Genomic DNA, 25,747 nt, shown 5'->3' on the forward strand with positions numbered 1-25,747 from the left:
GCGCGCGTGTGCATCCAAACGTAGTCGAAGCGGCATCGAATCGTCGCCGAAGCAACGATGATCGATGCGCGCGCACGCTTTTCCGTTCACACGACTGCGCGGCGACGCTGCTCGCCGAAGCGATCAGAGCCGGTAGTCGAACGTCGCGAGCACCGTGCGGCCGACGCCCGGCACCGAGCGTCCGCCATCCGACTGGATCAGCGCGTCGTAGTAGAACTTGTTGGTGATGTTCAGCACGTTCAGACGCACGTCCCACTTCTTCGCATGGTATCCCGCCATCGCGTCCCAGCGCGTGTAGCCGCCCACTTCGACGTAATTCGTGTTGGCCGCATAACGCGAGGACATATAGGTCGGACCGCCGCCCACTTCCCAATGCGGCGTGAGCGCATACGTGGTCCACAGCGTGAAGGTGTTGCGCGGCGTGTTCGCGGGCGTGTGGCCCTGCGTGCCGTCGGCGGCCTGCAGCACGACGCCGTCCATATAGGTGTAGCCCGCGAACACCTGCCACTTGTCGGTGATATGGCCGGTCGCGCCCGCCTGGAAACCGCGCACGCGAATATCGCCTTCGAGCGTGTATTCGCCCGTCGACGTCTGCGTGCGCGCGTTATCCATTTCCTGCTGGAAGAACGCCGAGGTCAGCGAAAGATTGCCGCCGAGCAGATCCCACTTGCCGCCCACTTCATACGATTTGGTGTGCTCCGGCGCGAGATTCTGCGTGTTGTTCGTGACCGTCAGCGCCTCGAGCGACGGATCGAACGAGGTGCCATACGAGAAGTAATACGACTGCCAGTCGGTCGGCTGATAGATCGCGCCCGCGCGCACGCTCGTGAACGTGTTGGTCTGATCCGCGTAACTCGGCGCGCTGATCGTATTCGCGATGTGCGCCTGGAAGCGATCCCAACGCACGCCGCCAATCAGTTTCCAGTGCTCGCCGATCGACATGGTTTCGTTGAAATACGCCGCGAACGTGGTCGCGCCCGACTCCGCGTGATTGCCGACCGTCTGCGTGACGTTCGAAGGCGTCGGCACATAGACCGGATCGAGCAGCGACAGAATCGGCAGGTTGTTGCGCGTATAGGCCTGATTCGTATAACTGTCATGGCCGATCTCGATGCCCGCGAGCATCTCGTGCCGCAGCGGCCCCGTGTTGAACTTGTACGTGGCCATCGTATCGTTGTAGATCGAGTGATTCTCGATCACGCGGTCGTGGCTCGCGAGCTTCACGTAGAGATCGGACAGCGGCAGCGTCGTGTAGTTGCCGTTCTTGAGCGCCGTGCTCGACGCGAGCGGCCCGGTCAGCACCGCGCCCGCCGCGGTCTCGCGCGCATCGGTGAGCGAGTGCGAGAACTGCGTCTGGTTGCTGATCTTGAACTGATCGTTGAACTTGTGATCGACGCGCGCGGACACGGTCTGCACGTCCTGAATCGTGCGGTCGTCGGTGAGACCGTAGTACGTGCCCTTCGACGGCGAGAACGGATGACCGTTGATCGACTGCACGCCGTAATCGGGCTGATCGTAGTTGTGCTGGATGAGCGCGGAAAGCGTGACTTCCGTGGGCGTGCCGATGCCGAAACGCAGCGTCGGCGCGAAGCCGTAGTCCTTGTTCTTCATCTGGTCGCGCGTGGAGCCGAGCGACTGGCCGAACGCGTTCAGGCGGAACGCCGCGTGGTCGCCGAGCGGACGATCGACGTCGACGGTCGCGCGATAGCGGTCGCTGGTGCCGACCGTCGTCGAAACTTCGGTGATCGGCTTGAGACCGGCCTGCTTGCTCACCTGATTGATCACGCCGCCCGTGGAGCCGCGCCCGAACAGCATCGACGAGGGGCCGTACAGCACGTCGATCGATTCGAGGTCGAAGGTGTCGCGATAGTACTGGTTGCGGTCGCGAAAGCCGTCGAGATAGATGTCGTTCTGGGCCGTGAAACCGCGCAGGTTGATGTTGTTGCCGATCTGGCCGCCTTCCGCGCCGCCAATGGTGATGCCGGGCGCGTTACGCAGCGCGTCCTGGAACGAGGTCGCGCCCTGCGACTGCAGCAGCGCCTTGTTGATCACCGTGACCGACTGCGGAATGTCGCGCAGCGCCGTGGGCGTCTTCGCGCCGACCGACGATTTTTCGGCCTGAAAGTCCTGCGAGGGCGCGTCGGCGGACACCGACACGGCGGGCAGCGTGGCGCCGTCCGTCGTGGCGTTCGTCGTGGCGTTCGTCGTGGCGTTCGAGCCGGCGTTCTTGCCGGCGGGCGCGGCGGCGCTCACCGCCGAAGCGGCGACGGGCGCGCTCTGCGCGAACGCGGGCGAAGCGATAGGTACGGCAAAAGCCAGCGCGAGCGCACTCGCGAGCGGCGTCCTGTTCAACATGGGGGTCCCTGTGCGGCGAAAAGCCAGTCGATGGAACGCGCGAAGGAGGCGCGATCGACGTGGATTCAGGTGGCTGGCTGGCCGCCCCTTCATGCAGACGAAGGCTCGGCGACAGGCTGGCTAGGTTGGATTTAACAAGCCCGAAACGGCCTGGATCCGTGCGGGCGAATGAGAATCAGTATCATTCCAGATATTTCTGTTTATTTCAAATGATTGATGCGTTTCAGCTACACCGTGTGGGGTTTTTGCCGATTCAGCCAAAATAATGAAAATGTAATTTTTTGGATTGGCTTGTGTAATTTTCTGTTTGCTGGCGGGTATTTGTCTGATTTATTCTAGTGAGCGGGTTTTAATTCGACGCGCAACGTTCATCCAATTCTTTTGCATTCCTCTTTATTTTTTAGAATTTAAGACCGCGACAAAGCGGCTTTTCTTTCGCGTCAAATTTGATTAGCGATACGAACTGTTTAATTTTTCCGCATTTCCATTTCGACTGACCTCGTTGCGTCCCGGCGAAGGATTGACCGCCCGCTCCCCGCCCAACCTTATCCACAGAAATTGTTCAAAGCCCTGTGCGTAACTTCGGGACATCGACGCTAACTGGCTGATGCGAATCGGATTCCACGCGGGACACTCGCGATTAGCACCGAATCCGTCAACACACTCTGCCGCCCCGCGCATTTATCCACAGAAATCTTGAGCAACCCTGTGCATATCTCGCCGACACATTCGGCAGGTCATTGAACGCACAGCGAATTTCTGGCGCGCCTGCGCGTCCGACACGCGACCGTTTTCGCCGTGCGCCACGCCGACGTCGATGCGCCATGACTCGCACAGCCAATCCCCTCGCCAAAAGCCCTAAAGAAATGATGGGAAATGCCGTTATTCCCGGCATGTTGTTGGGTCAGCGTAGACCCCCCTGGAAGGAATCCCATGCGCAACAATCAACCCGTCACGCAGCAGGAGTTCGACTATCCTGCTTCGCAGATGCTTGTCTCGGCCACCGACCTCAAAGGCCGCATCCAGTATTGCAATCCCGCTTTCGTTGCCGTTTCGGGTTTTACGAAAGATGAGCTGATCGGCAAGCCGCACAACATCATCCGCCATCCCGACATGCCAGCCGAGGCGTTCGCCGACCTGTGGGAGACCGTTAAAGCCGGCCGGCCCTGGACCGCGCTCGTCAAGAACCGCCGCAAGTCCGGCGACCACTACTGGGTGCGCGCGAACGTGACGCCCGTGTCCGAGCAAGGCACCGTGGTCGGCTATCTGAGCGTGCGCGTGAAGCCCACGCGCGACGAAGTGCGCGACGCCGAAGCGCTCTATGCGCAGATGCGCGAGGGCCGTCTGCGCGGCGTGCGTCTGCTGCACGGCGAGCTCGCGCGCACCGGCTTCATCGGCGCGGTGAAGTCGGTGATGCGTCTGCCGATCGCCACGCGCATCGCCATTGGTTACGCGCTCGTGCCCGCCGCGCTCGCCGCCGCGGGTTTCGCGGCGTATCAAGGTCTGCCGCCCACGCCGTTCTGGTGCGCATTCGGCGCGGCCGCCGTGTGCAGCGTCGCGGCCTGGCGTCTCTCGACGCGTCATCTCGGCGAGCCGCTCGCGCAGATGTCGGCGGCCTCCACGCGCATGGCCGCGGGCGACCTCACCGCCACGCTCGCGATCGCATCGAAGGACGATCTCGGCGACGTGCTGCAGGCGCTCAACCAGCTTCAGGCCAATCTCACGGCCATCGTCTGCGACGTGCGCTCGCAGATCGACGGCATGCTCGACGCCGCGCACGAAATCTCGACCGGCAATCTCGACCTCTCGCGCCGCACCGAATTGCAGGCCGCCTCGCTCGAAGAAACCGCCGCCACGATGGATCAGTTGACGACCACCGTGCAGGCCAACGCGGAAGCCAGCACGCGCGCGCTCGATCTCGCGCGCGAAGCGCAGGAAGCGGCCGCCGAAGGCGGTTCGATCGCGGGCCGCATGGAACGCACGATGTCGGGCATCACCGACGCCTCGAAGCGTATCGCCGACATCACCGGCGTGATCGACGGCATCGCGTTCCAGACCAACATCCTCGCGCTCAACGCGGCCGTCGAGGCGGCGCGCGCGGGCGAGGCGGGCCGCTCGTTCGCCGTCGTCGCGGGCGAGGTGCGCATGCTCGCCCAGCGTTGCGCGGCATCGGCGAAGGAAATCAAGCAGGTCGTCGATGCGAGCGTCCACGAGATCGCGCGCGGCACCGAGCTGGTCGGCCACACGACTTCGCAGATGCGCGCCATCGACGAAGCCGTGAGCCGCGTGCAATCGATCATCGTCGAAGTCGCGAACGCGAGCGGCGAGCAGGCCGAGGGCATCCGCCAGGTCAACCAGGCGGTCGCGCATCTGGACAGCGCGACGCAGCAGAACGCCGCGCTCGTCGAGCAGGCCGCCGCTACGGCGCAGCGCCTCGCCGAACAGGCCGACGTGCTCGACGAAGCCGTGCGCCTCTTCACGGTCGCGGGCAGCCAGTCGACCTTGACCACCGCGGCGGCGCGCAACAACGCGCAGCGGCCGGTCCACGCCCGCACGCTGGAGGACGAAGCCGTCGAGGTGTGAGCGCGGAGCGGGCGCCGCCTGTCGCCGATCTCGCGCAACGCGCGCGTACCGTAATTCGCATGCGCGCTTGCGGATCGATCACGCAACAGGCAAACGCAGATTGTTCAGATAGATCGGCATTAGTCCCATCTCGACAGCGCATGCGCCACGCCTCACACTGAACTTGTCAGCGCTCACCCAGTGGGTGTCTGATCCGAGTAACAACGGCGTTTCAACGGCTCGCCCGGCCTCTACCGGGCGAGCCGTTTTTTCTTGCCCGCATGGCGGGGACGCTCGCGAGCCGGTAGAGCCGCATTGCGTCATAACCATGACAATGCCGTGCGCCGCAATACGTGCCGCATCCACCGTTGCAAGACGCGCAAAAATGCGTGAAAACCCGCGCAGTCGCGTTACACTCACCAGACGGCAGGGAGGCGAGCGCGCTTGTGTGCGCCCGCGCTCACTCGGTCGAGACGCCGCGCGACCGAGACCGTACAATGAACTGGCCACGTATCGCACGTCGCCCGCGTACCACGTAACTGGCTCGACCACGCTTCGACCACAGTTCGACCACCCAACGCACGAGGACAACATCAATGCGCATGACCGGGTCTTCTGGAACCATGACCCTGCTCACCGAGCATGACGAAGCCACCGGACGCGAGCTGCGTTCGCTGCGCCTCGAATCGGCGGCCGACGGCAAGAGTCTTTTGCTGATCGAAGTCGACGAGCGCAAGGCAGGTATCCACCGCGAAGTGCGTTACGAGATCACGCCCGCGGAGCTGATTGCGGCCATCCGCGCGCAAGGCGCCGAGATACCCGGGGAATCGCATAACCGGTAAGCCGGAAAGTCGGTCTATCACGGGCGTTTCGCCCTCGCCCACCGGCGCGTTCGCGCGGCGTCGTGGGCACGACGCGCGTCGGGTTTCCGTCGCGCGTTTTCGTTTGGCGGGCCGACGTTTGATCGACAGTTAAGTCGATGTTTAAGCCGATGTTTGATGCATCGTCTCGCGCGTACAACGCAGCATTCGGCGCGCCGCCGGTTAAACGCACCCGAACCGCATTCGGCGTATGCTTTGGCGCTCGCTTGCACGCCTTCGAAATGCGTCCATAATCGTTACGTTACCCTTCCCATTGCGCCGCTCCGGCCCCACCGGCGCGGCATTCAGGCGACGGAAGTAAGCCGATGCTACATGACCTGATCGCGCAGTACGGGCCTGCGCTCGTGTTTCTGAACGTGCTCGCCGGCTCGCTCGGCTTGCCCGTGCCCGCCATGCCCGCGCTCGTCCTGTTCGGCGCGATGGCCGCCATGCATCCCGGCTCGGTTGGCCAGCAGGTCGCGCCGGTGCTCGGGCTCTCGATCGTCGCCATGCTGATCGGCGACAGCGTCTGGTTCCTCGCCGGCCGTCTCTACGGCGGCAACACGCTCAAGACGCTCTGCAAGCTCTCGCTCTCGCGCGACACCTGCGTAAAAAAGACCGAACGCTTCTTTGGCCGCTGGGGCGTGCGCGTGCTCGCCATCGCCAAGTTCGTGCCGGGGCTGTCGCTCGTCTCGGTGCCGCTGGCCGGTGCGATGGGCACGCCGTATCGACAGTTTCTGGGTTTCGACGGCATTGGCGCCGCGCTCTGGTCGGGCACCGGTCTGCTGATCGGCGTGCTGTTCGCACCGCAGATCGACATGATGCTCGCCGGCGCGAGCCGCCTCGGCCGTTTCGCGGCGGTCGTCGTGCTGGTCCTGCTGCTGCTCTACGCGATGTACCGCTGGACGCGCCGCCGCCAGCTCATCAAGAAGCTCGCGAACGCGCGCATCACCGTGGACGACCTCTATCGCGCGATGGCGAACAAGCCGCCGCCCGTGGTGTTCGACATTCGCTCGGAGGAAAAGCGCAAGCTCGATCCGTTCATCATTCCGGGCGCGCTGTTCGCCGACGAGCGTCAGCTCGAAGAGATTCTGAGCCGGTATCCGCGCGAGCAGAAGCTCGTGATCTACTGCTCATGCCCCAATGAAATTTCCGCGGCCTGGATGGCGAAGAAGCTCGTCGAGGCCGGTTTCGTCGACGTAGTGCCGCTGCTCGGCGGCCTCGACGCCTGGCGCGACGCAGGCCGCACGCTCGAATCGCTGCCCATGGCGCCGCATCCCGAGGTTCCGGTCAGCATCACGCCGAAAGCGATCTGATTCACGCGATTCACGCGTTCTTTCCCGCGCGCATCCGGTCCGCTTTCTGTCTGCATCGTGTCCGTTTCGCGCGCGGCGCCGCGGCATCGCGCGCACGAGGAGAAACGCCTGATGGGCTCACTTGCCACCGAGCCGCCTCGCTACGAGGCTGCGCCGTCCACGCCTGAATCCGCCTCGCATTCCACGCTGTCCGACACCCAGCCGCAACCCGCCGAGGCGCCGTTCTCGACGCTCGCGACGCGGCGTCACCAGATGTTCCCCGAACTGACCGAAGACGAAATCAAGCGCCTTTCGCGTTTCGGCGAGCAACGGCATTGGGAAGCCGGCGAACTGCTGTTCCACACCGGCGACACCGGCCCCGGCATGTTCGTGCTGCTCTCGGGTTCGGTGAAGGTGTTCCAGCGCGACGGTCTGGGCCGCGAACGGCTGATCGTCGAGCACGGGCGCGGCCATTTTCTCGCCGAAGTCGGCCAGCTCTCGGGCGGCCCGGCGCTGGTGGACGGCATCGCGCTCGAACCCGTCGATGCGGTCCTGATTCCACCCGAGCGTCTGCGCGCGGCCATCGTCGCCGAAGCCGAGCTGGGCGAGCGCATCGTGCGCGCGCTGATCCTGCGCCGCGTCTCGCTGATCGAAAAAGGTGCGGGCGGCCCGATCCTCGTCGGCAAGCACGACGACCCCGCGATGCTCTCGCTGCAAGGCTTCCTCTCGCGCAACGGCCATCCGTATTCGGTGCTCGACGAGCGCGACGAAAGCAGCATGATCTGCGTGATCGAGCGCTTCGCGGCGCGCTGCGAAGACCTGCCGCTCGTGATCTGCCCCGACGGCTCGGTGCTGCGCCATCCGTCCGCGCCCGAACTCGCGACCTGCCTCGGCCTGCTGCCCGAACTGAACGGCGAACGCGTCTACGACGTGGCCGTGGTCGGCGCGGGTCCGGCGGGACTGGCGACGGCGGTGTACGCCGCGTCCGAAGGGCTTTCGGTGATCGTGCTCGATTCGCGCGCGCCGGGCGGCCAGGCGGGCGCGAGTTCGCGCATCGAAAACTATCTGGGCTTTCCGACCGGCATTTCGGGCCAGGCGCTCGCGGGCCGCGCGTTCGTGCAGGCGCAGAAGTTCGGCGCGCACGTGGCGATTCCGGTCAGCGTGAAAAAGCTCCATTGCGACGAGCAGCCGCGCCGCCTCGAAACCTGCAGCGGCGACGTGCGCGCGCGCAGCGTGGTGATCGCGAGCGGCGCGATCTACCGCCGCCCGACCATCGCCGGACTCGATCGCTACACGGGGCGCGGCGTCTACTACTGGGCCTCGCCGGTCGAAGCGAAGCTCTGCAAGCACGAAAACGTCGTGCTGGTCGGCGGCGGCAATTCGGCGGGCCAGGCGATCGTCTATCTCTCCACGCACGCGCGCCAGATCGACGTGCTGATCCGCAAGGCCGGTTTCGAATCGACGATGTCGCGCTATCTGATCGACCGCATCGCCTCGCTGCCGAACGTGAACGTGCATCCGCTCAGCGAGATCGGTGCGCTCGACGAGGACGAAGCCGGGCTCGCCGCGATCCGCCTGAAGTCGGCGTGTCCTGCGGGCGTCGACCACTTCGACGCGCGCCATCTGTTCCTCTTCACGGGCGCCGATCCGAACACGAACTGGCTGCAGGATTGCGGCGTGGCGCTCGATGCCAACGGCTTCGTGCTGACCGGCGCGGGCGACGAATCGTGCAGCCTCGCGACCTCGGTCGAAGGCGTCTACGCGATCGGCGACGCGCGCGCGGGCTCGACCAAGCGCGTCGCGGCCGCCGTGGGCGAAGGCGCGGCCGTGGTCGCGCAGATCCACCAGATGCTGGGCGCCGCGCCTGCGCCGAACGCGAGCGTCACGCCCGTGGCGGCGATGGCGGGCCTGCATGCGTGACGAAGACGGCTGCGATACCGCAAACGCGCCGGATGCGCCCGTCGCGAGCGGCGGCCTGACGCTGCCGCTCGCCGCCGTGCGCACGTTGCATCTCGCGGCGCAGGGTCTGCTCGCGCCGCCGCGCCGCAAAGCCACCCAAGACGACGTGCTCGACGCGATCCGCCGCATGGCGCAATTGCAGATCGACACGATCCACGTGGTCGCGCGCAGTCCGTATTTCGTGCTGTTCAGCCGCGTGGGCGCGTACGATCCGCGCTGGCTCGACGCGCATCTCGCCGAAGGGCGGCTGTTCGAATACTGGGCGCACGAGGCCTGTTTCGTGCCGATCGAAGACTACGGGCTGCTGCGTCATCGCATGCTCGACCCGTCGGATATGGGCTGGAAATACGCGGGCGAATGGCACGCGAAGCATCGGCGCGAGATCGACGCGCTGCTCGAACGCATTCGTGCGAGCGGCCCGGTGCGTTCCGCCGATTTCGCGCGCGCGGCGGGCGAAAAAAACGACGGCTGGTGGGACTGGAAACCGGAGAAGCGCCACCTCGAAGTGCTGTTCGCCATCGGCGCGCTGATGGTGGCCGAGCGGCGCAATTTCCAGCGCGTCTACGACCTGACCGAGCGCGTGCTGCCGCATTGGCGCGACGCGCGCGACCTGCCCTCGCGCGCCGACGCCGAACGCGCGCTGCTGCTGCGCACCTGCAAGGCGCTGGGCGCGATCCGCGCCGACTGGGCCGCCGACTATTACCGCCTGCCACGTCGCCCGTACACCGAAGCGCTGCACGCGCTCGCCGACGCGGGCGAACTCGTGCCCGTGCGCGTGGAAGGCTGGAAGCACGACGCGTTCGTGCACCGCGATTACGCGACGTTCGCCGGCGACGCCGCAAATGGCGCGCTCGCCTCGACGGTCACCACGCTGCTCTCGCCCTTCGATCCCGTGGTGTGGGACCGCAAGCGCGCGGTAGCGCTGTTCGACTTCGATTACGCGATCGAATGCTACGTGCCCGCGCACAAGCGCAAGTACGGTTATTTCGTACTACCGATATTAAATCGCGGCAAGCTTGTCGGACGCGTCGATGCGAAGGCGCATCGCACGCAAGGCATATTCGAGGTGAAGTCGCTGCATCTGGAACCGGGCGTGCGCACGAGCGGCCGTCTCGTGACCGACTTGCGCCGTGCGCTACAGCGTTGCGCCGACTGGCACGGCACGCCGGAGTTGAAGATCGGCGACGCGCCAGGCGAACTGGCCGCGGCGCTGCTCGCCGAGTGATGCTTGACGCAAGCGACGCAAGCGCGAAATTGCGCGAGTGCCGCCTGCGTCAGCGCTCGATTTTCACGCGCAATTCGCGCGCCGCTTCGAGCAGGCCGACATAGCCCGAGCGGGCATGTTCGGGCAGATCCGGGTCGCCCACCAGCGCGCCCAGCGTTTCGATCAGGCTGTACACGAGGCCCTTGGCCGCGCCTGCCGCGATATTGCCGCTCCGCACGCCTTCGTCGACGTGCGAGAACGCCGCGTTCAGATGTTCCAGATCGGGTTGCGGCGTGGCCCCGGAGGGCGTTTGAGCGTCATGCTTTTGCGTGTCGTCGCTCGTCATGATGAACAGGTTCCTCTTGCTGAAACGAAATCGAAAGAATGGCTTAATGCAGTTATATACCCATCGCGTGCAGCCGTCCAATGGGCACCCCGTGACCGCCCGGGCGTCGCGCAGGCGGCTCCCGAATCTTCTCACCTTTGGGCGACGCACGGCGCGCAAGTCGGCAGGATGATTTGACGCCGTCGTGGCGCGTGGGCGCGAATAGCCCTTAAAAGCAGGCGTCGATAGATCGATCCGGTGTGCGCAGCCACGGTGCAGGATGCGCGTCTTGCCCGCTCGCCGCGCGGTATCGGCGTGCTCCCGCAAACGCTCACCTTAACGCCTGCGATCGCCCGAAACGCCGTGAAGTCTGTCGCACGAAACGTGCCGCGTCCGTTTTCCGCCTGGCGTTGGAAACGCGTTTTATCCCTTGTTTTAAGGCATAAAGCTTCTCCTCGACGACAACCGGCGTTGCGCGCCGCCAATCGAACGGTGCGCGTTTTCTGCGCTCCATGCTCACTCCCGGAAAGGCTCACCTTTCGCTGATTCACCTGGCTTGAACCCTGCCTGGACCCTGCTTGACGCCGCCGCCGCGCATCCGCAGACTGGGCGGACTCTTCCCACCGCCCTGCCCGTCCGCGCCATGAACCAGATCACGCCCTTCGTGCCCGACCGCTTCCGCAACGCCGCGCCGCATTATCTGATCGGCCGCCCCGCGTACTCGCCCGCGCTGATTCGCCGCGTCGCGCAACGCGCCGGCCTCGACGGCTCGCAGCGCCTGCTCGATCTCGGCTGCGGCCCCGGCCAGCTTTCGCTCGCCTTCGCAAGCTGGGTGGCGAGCGCCGTGGCCATCGATCCGGAACCGGCCATGCTCGAAGTCGCCGCGCAACTCGGCGCGGGCATCGCGCCCAATATCGACTATCGCCAGGGCAGTTCGTACGACCTCTCGCCGGACCTCGGCCGCTTTCATCTCGCGGTGATCGGCCGCGCGTTTCACTGGATGGATCGCGTCGATACGCTCGCGCGGCTCGACGCCTTGCTGGACACGCGCGGCGCGGTCGCGCTGTTCAACACCACGCATCTCGACGATCCGCAGCGCCCCTGGGCCGCGCAATACCGCGACCTGCTCGACCGCTACGCGAACACCGACGCCGCGCGCGAAATGCGCCGTTCCGCCGATTACGAAAGCCATACCGACGTGCTCGCGCGCTCGGCGTTCAACGCCATCGAGCGGATCTCGGTCATCGAATATCGGCGCGTCAGCGCGGAGCAATTGAAGGCGCGGCCCTTGTCGATGTCGAGTCTCTCGCGCGAACGGCTCGGCGACCAACTCGACGTGCTGCTCGCGGACATCGACACGCTCGTCGCCACGCAAGGCAGCGACGGCTGGCTGACCGAGCGCATCGAATCGAGCGCCACGTTCGCCACGCGCGCCGAACTGAGCTGACGCCGCGCGGCCGATGCACGCCAGCGCGCGCGGCCCGGTTGCGGTATCGTATGACGATGCACGGACACGCCCCTGGAGACGCGATGAGCTATGCCACAAAAGCCCCCGCACGCAACGAGATCGACGCGCTGAGCGGCCCCGCCGTACTCGAATTCGGCACCGACTGGTGCGGCTATTGCCAGGGCGCGCAGCCCTTGATCGGCGACGCGTTCGCGAAGCACCCCGCCGTGCAGCGCATCCAGGTCGAAGACGGCCCGGGCCGCGCGCTCGGCCGCTCGTTTCGCGTGAAGCTCTGGCCCACGCTCATCTTCCTGCGCAACGGCGCGGAAGTCGCGCGCGTCGTGCGTCCGACCGACGCCGCCGAACTCGACGACGCTTTCGAAACGCTCGTCTGAACCCCGGCCGTTCAGATCATTCCCCGCGCCGGGTTCATTCGAGCCCGGCCAGCAGATCGTCGATGGCGCGATAGACGCGCTCGACCACTTCCGGCCCCACCTCCGCTTCAAGCGCCGCGTAGCGCGCCTCCAGTTCCTTCGAAATCGCCTTCACGAGCTGTTGGCTCTTTTTCGTGAGCGTAACGAGCACGCGCCGCTGATCGTCGGCGAAACGTTCCTTCGTCACGAGGCCGAGCGCCTCCATGCGCGCGAGCACGCCCGCCATGCTCGGGCTCGAAATCGTGCAGATATCGGAAATCTGCCGCGGCTCCAGCGGCCCGCTTTCGTTGAGCGCGCGAATCACGCGCCACTGCTGCTCGGTGAGTCCGTGCGCGGTGATCAGCGGACGAAAGCGCTCCATCATCTTTTCGCGCGCACGCAGCAGCAGCATGGGCAGATTGCGATGCGCGACGCGCGTGGACAGGCGTGAGGAATCGGACATGGTGGCTTCGTTGAAGGCGCGGAATCGAAAAGTCGGAAAGTCGGTTGCAGCAACCAACGAGGCCTGGGGGAAACCCGCAAAATCCTCGTCGACGGTTGACGCTCGATGCTCGCCAGCGCAAACTCACTCACATATTAGCATTTTCGGGAAAGCACGACACGCCATGTTTGCCGTTGCCGATCATCTGCTGCATCTCGAAGGCGAAGCGCTGCCGCGCGACGTGAGCGCCGAAGCCGTTCACGCGCTGCTCGCCGATGGCGTCCGTGGCGTCCGTGGCGTCCGTTGTCGCGCGCCGGTCTCGGGCGCGGTCTACGGTACGCTGCTCAACGACCGTCACGCGCTGGACGCGCTCGGCGACGCCGTGCATGCGCCACCGTACAAAGCGCCGCCGCGCGCGCCCATTCTTTACCTCAAACCGCGCAACACGCTCGCGGGCCACGGCGCACGCGTGAGCGTGCCGGACGCGAACGGCGTGCAGGTGGGCGCATCGCTGGGCATCGTGATGGGCCGCACGGCTGCGCGCATTCAGGCGCGCGAAGCGTTCGATTACATCGCGGGCTATACGCTGGTCGCCGATCTGAGCGTGCCGCACGCGAGCGTCTATCGTCCTTCCGTGCGCTTTCGCGCGCGCGATAACTTCTGCGTGATCGGCCCGGCGGTTCTCGCTCGTCGATATGTTAGCAATCCTGATGATTTGGCGATTCACGTCGAGCTTTCCGGCGAACCGCGCTTCAGCGCCTCGACTTCCACGAACGTGCGCGGCGTCGCGCAACTGCTCGCCGACGTCACCGATTTCATGACGCTCGCGCCCGGCGACGTCATCACGCTCGGCGTACCGCACGGTGCGCCCATCGCGCACGCGGGCCAGCGCGCCGCGCTCACCATCGGCGGCTTTCCCGCGCTGAACATCGACTTCGTCGCTGAAGGAGACGCAGCATGATGCGCGCCCGCGTCGCCTACGCAGGCGCGATTCACGAAGCCACGCCCATCGTCACCGAGCACGGCCCGCGCTTGCGTCTCGCCGACGGCCGCGTGCGCGACGAGCGCGACGTGGTCTGGCTCGCGCCGTTCGAAGCGGGCACGATCTTCGCGCTCGGCCTCAATTACGCCGAGCACGCGAAAGAACTGCAATTCACGCAGCAGGAAGAGCCGCTCGTCTTTCTCAAGGGACCGGGCAGCGTGATCGGTCATCGCGGCGTCACGCGTCGCCCCGACGACGTCACGTTCATGCACTACGAGTGCGAGCTTGCAGTCGTGATCGGCCGCACGGCGCAACACGTCAAGCGCGAAAGTGCCATGCAGTATGTCGCCGGCTACACGATCGCGAACGACTACGCAATCCGCGACTATCTGGAGAACTACTATCGACCGAATCTGCGCGTGAAGAATCGCGACGGCGGCACCGTGCTCGGCCCGTGGTTCGTCGATGCCGCCGATATCGCCGACGTCAACGCGCTCGAATTGCGCACCTACGTGAACGGCGAACTGAAACAGCGCGGCAACACGCGCGATTTCGTCACGGGCATTGCGGAACTGATCGAATATCTGAGCAGCTTCATGACGCTCGCGCCCGGCGACGTCATTCTCACCGGCACGCCCGAAGGCGTCTTCAACGTGAATGCGGGCGATGAAGTCATCTGCGAAATCGACGGTCTCGGCCGCCTGATCAACACAATCGCGTCCGATGCCGAATTCGGCCGCGCCTCCACCACGGAATAAGCACGCCATGCGTATCGACCATCTGATCGACGGCCGCGCCCACCCGGGCCGCGACTACTTCGAGACCGTGAATCCCGCGAATCAGGACGTGCTCGCCGAAGTTGCACGCGGCGGCGCCGAGGAAGTCGATCTCGCTGTGCAGGCCGCGAAAAACGCCTTTCCCGCGTGGGCCGCGCAACCCGCGAGCGAACGCGCGAAACGCGTGCGCAAGCTCGGCGAACTGATCGCGAAGAACGTGCCGGAAATCGCGCAGACCGAAACGAAAGACACCGGCCAGACGATTTCGCAAACCGGCAAGCAACTCGTGCCGCGCGCCGCCGACAACTTCACGTATTTCGCGGAGATGTGCACGGCCGTCGACGGTCACACTTATCCGACGAACACGCACCTGAACTACACGCTGTTTCATCCGGTCGGCGTGTGCGCGCTGATTTCCCCCTGGAACGTGCCGTTCATGACGGCCACCTGGAAAGTCGCGCCGTGCCTCGCGTTCGGCAACACGGCGGTGCTCAAGATGAGCGAACTGTCGCCGCTCACGGCGTCGATGCTCGGCCAGCTTGCGCTGGAAGCGGGCATTCCCGCAGGCGTTCTGAATGTCGTGCACGGCTATGGCCAGGAAACCGGCGAACCGCTCGTCGCGCATGCCGACGTGCGCGCTGTCTCGTTCACGGGATCGACGGCCACCGGCAATCGCATCGTGAAGAGCGCGGGCCTCAAGAAGTTCTCGATGGAACTGGGCGGCAAGTCGCCGTTCGTAATTTTCGACGACGCCGACTTCGAGCGCGCGCTCGACGCCGCCGTGTTCATGATCTTCTCGAACAACGGCGAACGCTGCACGGCGGGCTCGCGCATTCTGGTGCAGCGCTCGATTTACGCCCAATTTGCCGAGCGCTTTATCGAGCGCGCGAAACGCATCACGGTCGGCGATCCGCTCGACGAAAACACGCTGGTCGGTCCGATGATCAGCCCCGGCCATCTCGCGAAAGTGCGCAGCTATATCGAACTCGGACCGAAGGAAGGCGCGACGCTCGCCTGCGGCGGCCTCGACGCGCCCGATCTGCCGGAGACCCTGAAACAAGGCAATTTCGTGCGTCCGACCGTGTTCGTCGATGTCGATAACCGCATGCGGATCGCGCAGGAAGAAATCTTCGGGCCGGTCGCGTGCCTGATTCCCTTCGACGACGAAGCCGACGCCATCCGTCTTTCCAACGACATCGCCTATGGTCTGTCGAGCTATGTGTGGACGGAAAACACGGGCCGCGCCTTGCGCGTGGCCGCCGCGATCGAAGCCGGCATGTGCTTCGTGAACAGCCAGAACGTGCGCGATCTGCGCCAGCCGTTCGGCGGCACGAAGGCCTCGGGCGTGGGCCGCGAAGGCGGCACGTGGAGCTACGACGTGTTCCTCGAGCCGAAGAACGTGTGCGTGTCGATGGGCGCGCATCACATTCCGCGTTGGGGCGTTTGAATCGGGGCGTTTGAGCGAGTCACAACAAGGAGACCGCGATGGGCAAACTCGCGTTGGCCGCAAAGATTACCCACGTGCCGTCGATGTATCTTTCCGAACTCGATGGCCCACACAAGGGCTGCCGCCAGGCCGCCATCGACGGACATAAGGAAATTGGCCGCCGTTGCCGCGAACTCGGTGTCGATACGATTGTGGTGTTCGACGTGCACTGGCTGGTGAACAGTGAATATCACATCAATTGCGCGCCGCATTTCGAGGGCAATTACACTAGCAACGAGTTGCCTCACTTCATCAAGAATCTGCAGTACGCGTATGCGGGCAATGCCGCGCTCGGCCATCTGATCGCCGACGTGGCCAACGAAATGGGCGTGAAAACGCGCGCGCATAGCGACACCACGCTCGGACTCGAATACGGCACGCTCGTGCCGATGCGCTATATGAACGCCGATCAGCACTTTAAAACGGTGTCGATCGCGGGCTGGTGCAACTGGCATGATCTCGCCAGCAGCGCGCGTTTCGGCCTCGCGGTGCGCAAAGCGATCGAGGAACGCTACGACGGCACGGTCGCGATACTCGCGAGCGGTTCGCTGAGCCATCACTTCGCGAACAACGGCAGCGCCGAGCCATTCATGCACAAGGTCTGGGACCCGTTTCTCGAACAGACCGACCGTCATGTGGTGTCGCTCTGGGAACGCGGCGACTGGAAAACGTTCTGCGGCATGCTGCCGATGTACAACGAAACATGCTGGGGCGAAGGCGGCATGCACGACACGGCCATGCTGCTCGGCGCGCTCGGCTGGGACCGCTACGAAGGCCACGCGGAAATCGTCACGCCGTATTTCGGCAGCTCGGGCACCGGCCAGATTAACGCCGTGTTGCCAGTCACGCCGTTGCCCGCCTGATGCTGCGTTCGATCTCCGGAGACACGCACCGTGCCCCATCTCACGCTTGAATACAGCGCCAATCTCGCCGATGGCGCGAGCATCGGCACCCTCTGCGCCACGCTCGCGCAGGTGCTCGACGCGCAGCGCGACGCCCACGGCGCGCCCGTTTATCCGCGCGGCGGCATTCGCACGCGCGCACTGCGTTGCGAACAGTATTTCATCGCCGATGGCGATCCGCATCACGCCTTTCTGCACGGCTGCCTGAAGATCGCCGCCGGGCGCAGCGCCGACGTGCGCCGCGCAACCGGCGACGCGCTGTTCGCCGCGATCAAGCAGCATTTCGCCGAGGCCTTCGAGGCGCACGGGCTCGCGCTTTCGCTGGAGATCGTCGAGTTCAGCGAGGAAGGCGCGTGGAAGCACAACAATCTGCACGCGCGGCTCAAGACCTGAGCACGCGGGCGAACGGGACATCATCATGCTCGATCCGCAACGCATTCGCGAACTGGCCGCGCAACTCGACGAAGCCGAACGCACGCGCACGCCGCTACGCCACTTTTCACGCGTGCATCCCGAGATGACGATCGACGACGGTTATGCGATCCAGCGCGAGTGGGTCAAGCTCAAACTCGCGGCGGGACACGTCATCAAAGGTCGCAAGATCGGCCTCACATCGCGCGCGATGCAGCGTGCCTCGCAGATCGACGAACCCGATTACGCGCCGCTGCTCGACAGCATGTTCATCGCGCAAGGCGCCGATATTCGCGCAGATCGCTTTATCGCGCCACGCGTGGAGGTGGAACTCGCGTTCGTGCTGAGCCGTCCGCTGCAAGGCCCGGACGTCACGCTGTTCGACGTGCTCGACGCCACGTCTTACGTCACGCCCGCCATCGAAATCATCGACGCGCGCATCGAGCAGTTCGACCGCGAAACCAAGGCGCCGCGCAAGGTCTTCGACACCATTTCCGATTTCGCCGCGAATGCGGGCGTGGTGCTCGGCGGCCGCCCCGTGAAGCCGCTCGACGTGGATCTGCGCTGGGTCGGCGCGCTGCTCTACAAGAACGGCGCGGTCGAGGAAAGCGGACTCGCCGCCGCCGTGCTCAATCATCCGGCAACGGGTGTGGCGTGGCTCGCGAACCGGATTGCGCGCCACGACGAGCGGCTCGAAGCGGGCGATGTGATTCTCAGCGGCTCGTTTACCGCGCCGATTGCGGCACGCGCGGGCGATACGTTTCATGCCGATTATGGTCCGCTGGGCGGCATCGGTTTTCATTTCGTCTGAATGCACCGCCTCACAATCATCAGGATATCGAACTGATTTATGCCCGTTATCGTCAATCCGTTCAAACAGGCGCTGACTGAGAACCGCCCGCAAATCGGCCTGTGGGCCGCGCTCGCCGATGCCTACGTGACCGAACTGCTCGCGACCACCGGCTTCGACTGGCTGTTGATCGACGGCGAGCACGCGCCCAACGATCTGCGCAGCACGCTTGCGCAATTGCAGGCCGTCGCGCCTTACGCCACGCATCCGATCGTGCGTCCGGTTCGCAACGACAACGCGCTCATCAAGCAGTTACTCGATATCGGCGCGCAAACGCTGCTCGTACCGATGATCGAGAACGCCGACGAAGCACGCGCCGCCGTCGCCGCCACGCGCTATCCGCCGCATGGTGTGCGCGGCGTCGGCAGCGCGCTCGCGCGCGCCTCGCGCTGGAACGGCGCGGCCGATTATCTGCGTGGCGCGGCCGAGCAATTGTGCGTGCTCGTGCAGGTGGAAACGGCCCACGCGCTTGCGCAACTCGACGACATCGCCGCCGTCGAAGGCGTGGACGGCGTGTTCTTCGGTCCGGCGGATTTGAGCGCGTCGATGGGCTTGCTCGGCCAACCGGGCGCGCCGGCGGTGCGCGCGGCGATCGTGGAAGGCCTGCGCGCCGTGCGGGCGCGTGGCAAGGCGGCGGGCGTGCTGGCCGCCGATCACGCCATCGCGCGCGAGTATCTGGAAGCGGGCGCGACCTTCGTCGCGGTCGGCAGCGACGTGAGCCTGCTCGCCCGCAGCGCAAGCGAACTGGCTAGCCGGTTCCGCCAGCCGCAAAGCTGAACGTTAGCAAATCAGGCCTGAATTCAGGCTCAATCTTGCGCGCCGCCCTGTTCGACCAGCTTCGCCAGCGCCGCGTGCAGCACTTCGCGCTCATGCGCGCTGAGCACGCCGAGAATCGCTTCGTTGCCCGACTTCGAGATGGCCGACGCGCGCCGATACGTATTGCGCCCCTGCGCCGTGAGTTTGATGAGCACGCCGCGCGCATCGGCGGCATTGGTGGTTTTTTCGAGCAGGCCGCGACGCTCCAGCACGTCGGTGGCGCGGCTCGCCTGACTGCGGTCGAGATTCGACGCGCGCCCGAGATCCGACACCGAAATCGGCCCGAACGCGCCGACGCTGATCAGCAGCCGCGCCTCCGTGAGCGACAGCGCGAGCGCCGACGCAAACGCCTCGTTCATCGTGCGGTCGGTTTGCTTCTTCAACACGTGCAGCCGGTAAGTGAACAACTCTTCGATTGGGTGTTTGCCCGTCATGTCCGTCTCGCACAAAGGTTCTCGACACCTCATCAACGCAACCTGAAGGCGTCTTCGTCGCTAGCATACCATTTCATAAAGCCTTTAAAACACGGTCGTTCTCACAGTATTTGATGCTTGCACACGCATTTATTTGCGCGTAGCATCAGCCTATCGACGAGGAGACGGAGACACCATGAGCGCAGTCCCCGAAGCATCCGCGCGTCCCGCCTGGTGCGAGCCGCAGGAGTGGGCCGCCCGCGTGAAGCTCGCGGCCACGTATCGCGTGTTTCATCAACTCGGCTGGACCGAGTTGATCTTCAATCACATCACGCTGCGCGTGCCCGGCTCGCAGCCGCATTTCCTCATCAATCCGTTCGGGCTCACGTATGACGAAATCAAGGCGTCGAATCTCGTCAAGATCGATCTCGGCGGCCGGATCCTGAGCCCGAGCGACTATCCGATCAATCCCGCCGGCTTCGTCATTCATAGCGCGATCCACGCGAACGTGGCCGACGCGCATTGCGTCATGCACACGCACACCACGGCGGGGCTCGCCGTCGCGTGCATGGAAGGCGGGCTCGCGCCCACGAACTTCTATTCGGCGCAGTTGCACGACATGGTCGCGTATCACAACTTCGAAGGCATCACCGTGCACGACGACGAAAAACCGCGTCTGCTGAAGTCGATGGGCGATCGCCGTCTGCTCATCCTGCGCAATCACGGGCTGCTTGCGCACGGCGTGAATCTCGCGCACGCTTTCGCGCTACTCTGGACGCTCAATCGCGCCTGCGAAATTCAGCTCGCCACCGATTCGATGCGCGGCCAGGCCATTCCGATCGATCCCGCCATCACCGCGCGCGCCACGCGCGACGCGTTGCAGTTCTCGCCCGAGCATGGCGCGGGCGAGAACGTGCTCGCGGCACTGATCCGCCGCGTGGAGCGCATCGATCCCTCGTACAAGGAGTAAGCCGTGAGTCTTTTGCAGTCCAGTCCGCGCTCGATCGCCGTGGTCGGCGCAGGCGCGATCGGCGGCCTGATCGCCGCCCGTCTGTGGCGCGCGCATCGCGACGTGCAGATCAACGTACTCGCGCGCGGCGCGCATCTGCAGGCCATGCGCCGCGACGGTCTCACCATCGTCGAAGGCCGGGACGACGCCACGCGCTACACGGCCCACGTGAATACCGCTGACAACGCCGCCGATCTCGGCGTGCAGGACATCGTGTTCGTCTGCCTCAAGGGTCAGGCGCTGGTGCAGGCGGCCGCCACGCTCGCGCCGCTCGTAGGGCCGCGCACGCATATTGTCTCGGCGATGAACGGCGTGCCGTGGTGGTTTCTGCACGCGTTCGGCGGCGAGTACGCGAACGGGCGGCTCGAGTCGGTCGATCCGGACGGCGTGGTGTCGGCGGCGCTGCCGCCCGCGCAAACGTCGGGCTGCGTCGTGCATCTGTCGTCGGCGATTGCGGGGCCGGGCGTGATCCGCAAGGGCAACGGCAACGGGCTGATCCTCGGCGCGGCGTCGCCGCAGATGGCGGCGCGCGCGGACGAAGCGCGCGCGCTGCTCGCGCAGGCGGGCTTCGACGTGCAGGCCAGCGAGCACATCCAGCACGATATCTGGGCCAAGCTCTGGGGCAACATGACGATGAACCCCATCAGCGCGCTCACGCGTTCGACCGCCGACGTGATCCTCGACGATCCGCGCACGCTGGCGCTCGTCGCCGCCGTGATGGCCGAAGCGCGCGGCATCGGCGAGGCGCTCGGCATTCATCTGGCGATGACGATCGAGGAGCGCAACGCGATCACGCGCAAGCTCGGCGCGTTCAAGACGTCGATGCTGCAAGACGTCGAAGCGGGCCGCTCGCTCGAAGTGGAAGCGCTGCTCGGCGCGCCCGACGAACTCGCGCGGCGCACGGGGATCGCCGCGCCGTCGCTCGGCATGCTCTACGGGCTCGCGCGGCAGCTCGACGCGAATCTCGAAGCGGCGCGCCAGGCCAACGCGTCGCGCTGATTGGCGCTGATCCGCGCGAGGTCCGCGATGCGTTCGTTCAATCTTCCAGCGGCTTGCCCGTGAGGTCGCGAATGAACGGCAGCGCGAGGCACGAGATCGCCACGCACGCCATCACGTACCACGCGGGCGCGAGCAGATTGCCCGTCGTCTTGATGAGCCACGTGGCGATCGCCTGCGCGAAGCCGCCGAAGATCGCCACGCCAATGCTGTAGACGATCGCCATGCCCGTCGCCCGCACGGCGCGCGGGAACATCTCGGGCAGCATGGTGATCGACGGCGCGGCCTGCAACGCGAGCAGCACGCTCAATCCGCCCACCGTGATCAGCAGACGAGCGGCATCGGGCGCGCTCGACAGCCACAGAAACGCGGGATAGATCAGCACGACCACGGCCACACGCGGCCAGAAGATCAGCGCGCGGCGGCTCAATCGGTCGGACAGCCAGCCCGCCAGCGGCCCGACCAGAAACGTCACCACGCCCGACACGAGGCCCGCGAGCAGCGCCGTGGGCGCGGGCACCTTCAGTTCGTGAATCGCGCAGGTCGGCATGTAGAACGTGACGACGTAGGCCGTCACCGTCGAGCCGATCGTCAGCAGCGTGCCGAGCGCCGCACGCGCACCGTGATCGCGCAGCACGGCGAGCACGGGCGCACGCGCGGCGTTTTTCGTCTGCGCGCTTTTCATCTGCGCGTTGGCATCGTGATGCGCACGCGGCGCCGCCTGTTCATCGATGCGGCGGCGTATCCACATGCCGATCGGCGCGATCGCGATGCCGAGCAGAAACGGCACGCGCCATCCCCATGACATCAGCGCGGCGGGTGTGAGACACGTCGTCAGCACGGCGGCGGTGAGCGCGCCGAGCGACACGCCCACGCCCTGGCTCGCGAACTGCATACTGCCGAGCAGGCCGCGATTCGCGGGCGTGCCCGCTTCGATCAGCAAGGTGGTGGACGCACCCACCTCGCCGCCCGCCGAAAAACCCTGCAACAGCCGCGCGAACACGATGATGACGGGCGCGGCGAGGCCGATCTGCGCGTAAGTGGGCGCGAGACCGATCAGCGTGCAGCCGAGCGCCATCAGGAAGATCGTGAGCGTCATCGCCGGTTTGCGGCCCGCGCGGTCGGCATACGCGCCGATCACGACGCCGCCGAGCGGCCGCATCACGAAGCCCACGCCGAAGGTCGCCACCGACGCCAGCAACTGGCCGTAGCTCGACATCGTCGGGAAGAACAGCTTGCCGATGGTCAGCGCGAAGAAGCTGTAGACGGTGAAGTCGAAGAATTCGAGCGCATTGCCGAGCGTGGCTGCGACGATCAACTGCGCGCGGCTCAATTGGCCCTTCCGCACTCCGGCGACGCTGACGCTGTTCATAGGCACGCGCTCCGATGGCCGCCGCGCGGCCCGTGTGTGTTGGCTGCCGAGCGAATCGACTGGCGCATTCGCTGGAGGACAGCTTGGGGACAGACGGGCTAACGGTAGCATCGGCGCCGTCGCGCGCGCCACTGATCAAAACCCCGCACCAGGGACAGTCCTGGGCTCACCGAGGGCGTCTTGCCTTGACCTGTAAATTCATGTGTGTGAATATTAATTCATGCACATGAATTTATGATCTGCGGTTCGTGGCCACAAGCTGGGGACTTATGGGTCTTTGTGAGTTCCGCGAGACATCCACTTCGTGGATGCGTCTTTCGATTGGCTGTTAGTTGCGATTTAAGTCGATGATCGCGCAGCCCGCCATCGATCAGCAGTCCCTATGAAGGAGACAAGCGCCGTGTCGTTCATTCCCGGTTCCCTGCATGGCCTGCGCGTGGTCGATCTGTCGCGCGTGCTGGGCGGTCCGTATTGCACGCAGATCCTCGCCGATCACGGCGCGGAGGTCATCAAGATCGAGCCGCCGAACGGCGACGAAACGCGCACCTGGGGGCCGCCCTTCGACGGCGACACGGCCGCCTATTTTCAGGGCGTGAACCGCAACAAGCTCGGCGCGGTGCTCGATCTCTCGCAGCCCGCGGATCGGGAACGTCTGCTCGCGCTGCTCGACAGCGCCGACGTGCTGGTCGAAAACTTCAAGATCGGCACGCTCGAACGCTGGGGTCTCGCCTACGAGGCCACGCTCGCGCCGCGCTTTCCGCGCCTCGTGCATTGCCGCATCTCGGGCTTCGGCGCAGACGGCCCGCTCGGCGCGCTGCCCGGCTACGACGCCGCGATCCAGGCGCTGACCGGCCTCATGAGCGTGAACGGCGAAACGGGCGGTGCGCCACTGCGCGTGGGCGTGCCGGTTGTCGATCTCGTGACGGGACTGAACGCCGCGCTCGGCATCATGCTCGCGCTGCGCGAGCGCGATACGAGCGGACGCGGCCAGTTCGTCGAATCGACCTTGTTCGATTGCGCGCTCTCGATCCTGCATCCGCATTCGACCAACTACTTCTATTCGGGCAAGGAGCCGCAGCGCAGCGGCAACGCGCATCCGAACATCACGCCCTACGACATGTTCCATACGGGCAGCACCGATATCTTTCTCGCGGTCGGCAACAACGCGCAGTTCGCCACGCTGTGCCGCGTGATCGCCGCGCCCGAACTCGCCGACGACGCGCGCTACGCCGACAACAAGCTGCGCAGCCAGCATCGCCGCGAATTGCGCGAGGCGCTCGAAGCGCACTTCGCCGCCTGGGACGGCGCGCAACTTGCCGACACGCTGATCCGCCAGGGCGTGCCGTGCGCGCCCGTGCTCGGACTCGGCGCGGCGCTCGCGCATCCGCACACGGCGCATCGCGCGATGCGAGTGGAGATCGCGGCGGAGCACAACCCTGGCCGAACGTATAGCGGCATCGCCTCGCCGATCAAGCTCGGCCGCACGCCCGCCACCTATCGCAGCGCGCCGCCCGCGCTCGGCGAACACACGGCGCAGGTGTTCGGCGCAGCGGAGGACCCGTCGTGCTCGCGCTAATCGGAACGCTCGCCATCGTCGCGCTGTTCACGCTGATCATCACAAAGCGGCTCTCGCCGCTCGTGGCGCTGATCGCCGTGCCGATCGTCGCCGCGCTCGCCGCCGGTTTCGGCCTCTCGACGGCGAAATTCATCGTGCACGGCGTGCAGACTATCGGCCCGGTGGCCGGCATGTTCGTTTTTGCGATTCTTTTCTTCGGTATCCTGACGGATGCAGGCATGCTCGACCCGATCATCAACGGCGTGCTGCGCATCGTCGGCTGCCATCCGACGCGTATCGTCATGGGCTCGGCGCTGCTCGCGCTGCTGATCCATCTCGACGGCTCGGGCGCGGTGACATTTCTCGTCACGCTGCCCGCGATGCTGCCGCTCTACACGCGCCTCGGCCTCGATCGCCGCATTCTCGCCTGCGTGGCGTCGATGGCGGCGGGCGTCAACTTTCTGCCGTGGGTCGGGCCGATGCTGCGCGCGAGCGCCGCGCTGCACATTCCGGGCACCGTCATTTTCTATCCGATGATACCGGTGCAGATCGTCGGCCTCCTGTTCGTGTTCGGCACCGCGTACTGGCTCGGCAAGCGCGAGGAAAAGCGCCTCGGCCTCACGCGTGCCCACGCCGCCTCGATCGCCGCCACGCCGCGCGCGCTCACGCCGGAAGAAGCCGCGCTGCGCCGCCCGCAACGCTTCTGGATCAATCTCGCGCTCACCTTCGTCGTGCTCGGCACGCTGGTCTCGGGCATCGTCGATCCGATGGTGATGTTCATGATCGGCACCGTGCTCGCGCTCGTCATCAACTATCCGGACGTCGCCATGCAACGCGAACGCGTCGACGCGCACGCCAAAGCCGCGCTGATGATGGCGAGCGTGCTGCTCGCGGCGGGCGCGTTCACGGGCATCATGTCCGGCACCGGCATGCTCAACGCGATGGCCGAGGTGGTCGTGCGCCACGTGCCCGCCGAACATGCGCGCCATATGCCGTTCGTGCTCGGCCTCGTGTCGATGCCGCTGAGCCTGCTGTTCGATCCCGATTCGTTTTATTTCGGCATCCTGCCTGTTCTGGCGCAGAGCGGCCAGATGCTCGGCGTGCCGCCCGTGCAGATGGCGCAGGCCGCGCTGCTCGGGCAGATGACCACCGGTTTTCCCGTGAGCCCGCTCACGCCCGCGACGTTCCTGATCGTCGGCATGACCGGCGTGGAACTGGCCGAACACCAGAAGTTCACGATTCCGTTTCTGTTCGCCGCCACCGTGCTGATGGTGTTCACCGCAGTGCTGTTCGGCGTGTTTCCGCTCTGAACGCCGT

23 protein-coding genes are annotated in these 25,747 nt (G+C 65.5%); 18 read left to right on the forward strand and 5 right to left on the reverse strand.

Annotated elements, in window-relative coordinates; all coding sequences use genetic code 11:
• Positions 1–123: 123 nt before the first annotated feature.
• A complete protein-coding gene (locus tag BMY06_RS00690; RefSeq protein WP_074981078.1) occupies positions 124–2,355 on the reverse strand; it encodes a TonB-dependent receptor in 2,232 nt (743 codons plus the stop codon).
• Between the two features lie 933 nt (positions 2,356–3,288).
• Here BMY06_RS00690 and BMY06_RS00695 point away from each other — a divergent pair.
• The 5 genes from BMY06_RS00695 to BMY06_RS00715 all read left to right on the forward strand — a co-directional run bounded on the left by BMY06_RS00695 (position 3,289) and on the right by BMY06_RS00715 (position 10,256).
• Positions 3,289–4,938, forward strand: coding sequence for a methyl-accepting chemotaxis protein (locus BMY06_RS00695; protein WP_074981080.1), 1,650 nt, complete (start codon positions 3,289–3,291; stop codon positions 4,936–4,938).
• A gap of 575 nt (positions 4,939–5,513) precedes the next feature.
• Positions 5,514–5,759 carry a hypothetical protein gene (locus tag BMY06_RS00700; RefSeq protein WP_065064376.1) on the forward strand — a complete coding sequence of 82 codons (246 nt, stop codon included), beginning with the start codon at positions 5,514–5,516 and terminating at the stop codon, positions 5,757–5,759.
• 344 nt (positions 5,760–6,103) lie between these two features.
• Complete coding sequence (locus tag BMY06_RS00705) at positions 6,104–7,093, forward strand: DedA family protein/thiosulfate sulfurtransferase GlpE (RefSeq protein ID WP_065064378.1); 990 nt, start codon at positions 6,104–6,106, stop codon at positions 7,091–7,093.
• Positions 7,094–7,204: 111 nt separating this feature from the next.
• Positions 7,205–8,992 (forward strand): FAD-dependent oxidoreductase, encoded by a 1,788-nt coding sequence (locus BMY06_RS00710; protein ID WP_080180836.1) that lies wholly within the window; start codon positions 7,205–7,207, stop codon positions 8,990–8,992.
• Positions 8,985–10,256, forward strand: coding sequence for a winged helix-turn-helix domain-containing protein (locus tag BMY06_RS00715; protein WP_080180835.1), 1,272 nt, complete (start codon positions 8,985–8,987; stop codon positions 10,254–10,256). Before BMY06_RS00710 ends, BMY06_RS00715 begins: the two co-directional genes overlap by 8 nt.
• Positions 10,257–10,305: 49 nt before the next feature.
• On the opposite strand, the gene BMY06_RS00720 is transcribed toward BMY06_RS00715, so the two are convergent.
• Positions 10,306–10,581, reverse strand: a complete 276-nt coding sequence (locus BMY06_RS00720) for a hypothetical protein (protein WP_065064380.1) — start codon at positions 10,579–10,581, stop codon at positions 10,306–10,308.
• 622 nt (positions 10,582–11,203) lie between these two features.
• Here BMY06_RS00720 and BMY06_RS00725 point away from each other — a divergent pair.
• Both BMY06_RS00725 and BMY06_RS00730 read left to right on the forward strand, forming a co-directional pair.
• Positions 11,204–12,007: a class I SAM-dependent methyltransferase gene (locus BMY06_RS00725; protein ID WP_065064382.1), complete on the forward strand. Its 804-nt coding sequence runs from the start codon at positions 11,204–11,206 to the stop codon at positions 12,005–12,007.
• Between the two features lie 83 nt (positions 12,008–12,090).
• Positions 12,091–12,402: a thioredoxin family protein gene (locus BMY06_RS00730; protein ID WP_221415612.1), complete on the forward strand. Its 312-nt coding sequence runs from the start codon at positions 12,091–12,093 to the stop codon at positions 12,400–12,402.
• Between the two features lie 34 nt (positions 12,403–12,436).
• On the opposite strand, the gene hpaR is transcribed toward BMY06_RS00730, so the two are convergent.
• Positions 12,437–12,832 (reverse strand): homoprotocatechuate degradation operon regulator HpaR, encoded by a 396-nt coding sequence (hpaR, locus tag BMY06_RS00735; RefSeq protein ID WP_074981377.1) that lies wholly within the window; start codon positions 12,830–12,832, stop codon positions 12,437–12,439.
• A gap of 214 nt (positions 12,833–13,046) precedes the next feature.
• Here hpaR and BMY06_RS00740 point away from each other — a divergent pair, with 214 nt between their 5' ends.
• From BMY06_RS00740 to hpaI, 7 genes are read left to right on the forward strand one after another with little or no spacing between them, the layout of a single operon-like run.
• A complete protein-coding gene (locus tag BMY06_RS00740) occupies positions 13,047–13,823 on the forward strand; it encodes a fumarylacetoacetate hydrolase family protein (RefSeq protein WP_074981082.1) in 777 nt (258 codons plus the stop codon).
• Positions 13,820–14,602, forward strand: a complete 783-nt coding sequence (locus BMY06_RS00745) for a fumarylacetoacetate hydrolase family protein (RefSeq protein ID WP_074981083.1) — start codon at positions 13,820–13,822, stop codon at positions 14,600–14,602. The genes BMY06_RS00740 and BMY06_RS00745 overlap by 4 nt, the downstream gene beginning before the upstream one ends.
• A gap of 7 nt (positions 14,603–14,609) precedes the next feature.
• Entirely contained in the window at positions 14,610–16,067 is a 1,458-nt protein-coding gene (gene hpaE / locus BMY06_RS00750; protein WP_074981085.1) for a 5-carboxymethyl-2-hydroxymuconate semialdehyde dehydrogenase, read from the forward strand.
• 38 nt (positions 16,068–16,105) lie between these two features.
• Positions 16,106–16,969: a 3,4-dihydroxyphenylacetate 2,3-dioxygenase gene (gene hpaD / locus BMY06_RS00755; RefSeq protein WP_074981087.1), complete on the forward strand. Its 864-nt coding sequence runs from the start codon at positions 16,106–16,108 to the stop codon at positions 16,967–16,969.
• Between the two features lie 30 nt (positions 16,970–16,999).
• Positions 17,000–17,401: a 5-carboxymethyl-2-hydroxymuconate Delta-isomerase gene (locus BMY06_RS00760; protein ID WP_074981089.1), complete on the forward strand. Its 402-nt coding sequence runs from the start codon at positions 17,000–17,002 to the stop codon at positions 17,399–17,401.
• 25 nt (positions 17,402–17,426) lie between these two features.
• The gene (gene hpaH / locus BMY06_RS00765) at positions 17,427–18,230 is read left to right on the forward strand and encodes a 2-oxo-hept-4-ene-1,7-dioate hydratase (RefSeq protein WP_074981091.1); all 804 of its coding nucleotides are present in this window, start codon (positions 17,427–17,429) and stop codon (positions 18,228–18,230) included.
• 39 nt (positions 18,231–18,269) lie between these two features.
• A complete protein-coding gene (gene hpaI, locus BMY06_RS00770) occupies positions 18,270–19,046 on the forward strand; it encodes a 4-hydroxy-2-oxoheptanedioate aldolase (protein ID WP_074981093.1) in 777 nt (258 codons plus the stop codon).
• Positions 19,047–19,075: 29 nt separating this feature from the next.
• On the opposite strand, the gene BMY06_RS00775 is transcribed toward hpaI, so the two are convergent.
• Complete coding sequence (locus BMY06_RS00775; RefSeq protein ID WP_065064395.1) at positions 19,076–19,519, reverse strand: MarR family winged helix-turn-helix transcriptional regulator; 444 nt, start codon at positions 19,517–19,519, stop codon at positions 19,076–19,078.
• A 175-nt stretch (positions 19,520–19,694) separates the two neighbouring features.
• Between BMY06_RS00775 and BMY06_RS00780 the strand changes: the two genes are divergently transcribed.
• Positions 19,695–20,468 (forward strand): class II aldolase/adducin family protein, encoded by a 774-nt coding sequence (locus BMY06_RS00780; RefSeq protein WP_074981095.1) that lies wholly within the window; start codon positions 19,695–19,697, stop codon positions 20,466–20,468.
• Positions 20,469–20,480: 12 nt separating this feature from the next.
• Positions 20,481–21,506: a 2-dehydropantoate 2-reductase gene (locus BMY06_RS00785; RefSeq protein WP_080180833.1), complete on the forward strand. Its 1,026-nt coding sequence runs from the start codon at positions 20,481–20,483 to the stop codon at positions 21,504–21,506.
• Between the two features lie 37 nt (positions 21,507–21,543).
• On the opposite strand, the gene BMY06_RS00790 is transcribed toward BMY06_RS00785, so the two are convergent.
• A complete protein-coding gene (locus BMY06_RS00790) occupies positions 21,544–22,875 on the reverse strand; it encodes an MFS transporter (RefSeq protein ID WP_074981098.1) in 1,332 nt (443 codons plus the stop codon).
• A gap of 382 nt (positions 22,876–23,257) precedes the next feature.
• On the opposite strand from BMY06_RS00790, the gene BMY06_RS00795 reads away from it, so the two are divergent.
• The gene (locus tag BMY06_RS00795; RefSeq protein WP_065064403.1) at positions 23,258–24,451 is read left to right on the forward strand and encodes a CaiB/BaiF CoA transferase family protein; all 1,194 of its coding nucleotides are present in this window, start codon (positions 23,258–23,260) and stop codon (positions 24,449–24,451) included.
• The gene (locus BMY06_RS00800) at positions 24,439–25,740 is read left to right on the forward strand and encodes a CitMHS family transporter (protein ID WP_065064405.1); all 1,302 of its coding nucleotides are present in this window, start codon (positions 24,439–24,441) and stop codon (positions 25,738–25,740) included. Before BMY06_RS00795 ends, BMY06_RS00800 begins: the two co-directional genes overlap by 13 nt.
• Positions 25,741–25,747: the final 7 nt, after the last annotated feature.

This window comes from Paraburkholderia tropica (assembly GCF_900109265.1).
GTDB lineage: Bacteria > Pseudomonadota > Gammaproteobacteria > Burkholderiales > Burkholderiaceae > Paraburkholderia > Paraburkholderia tropica.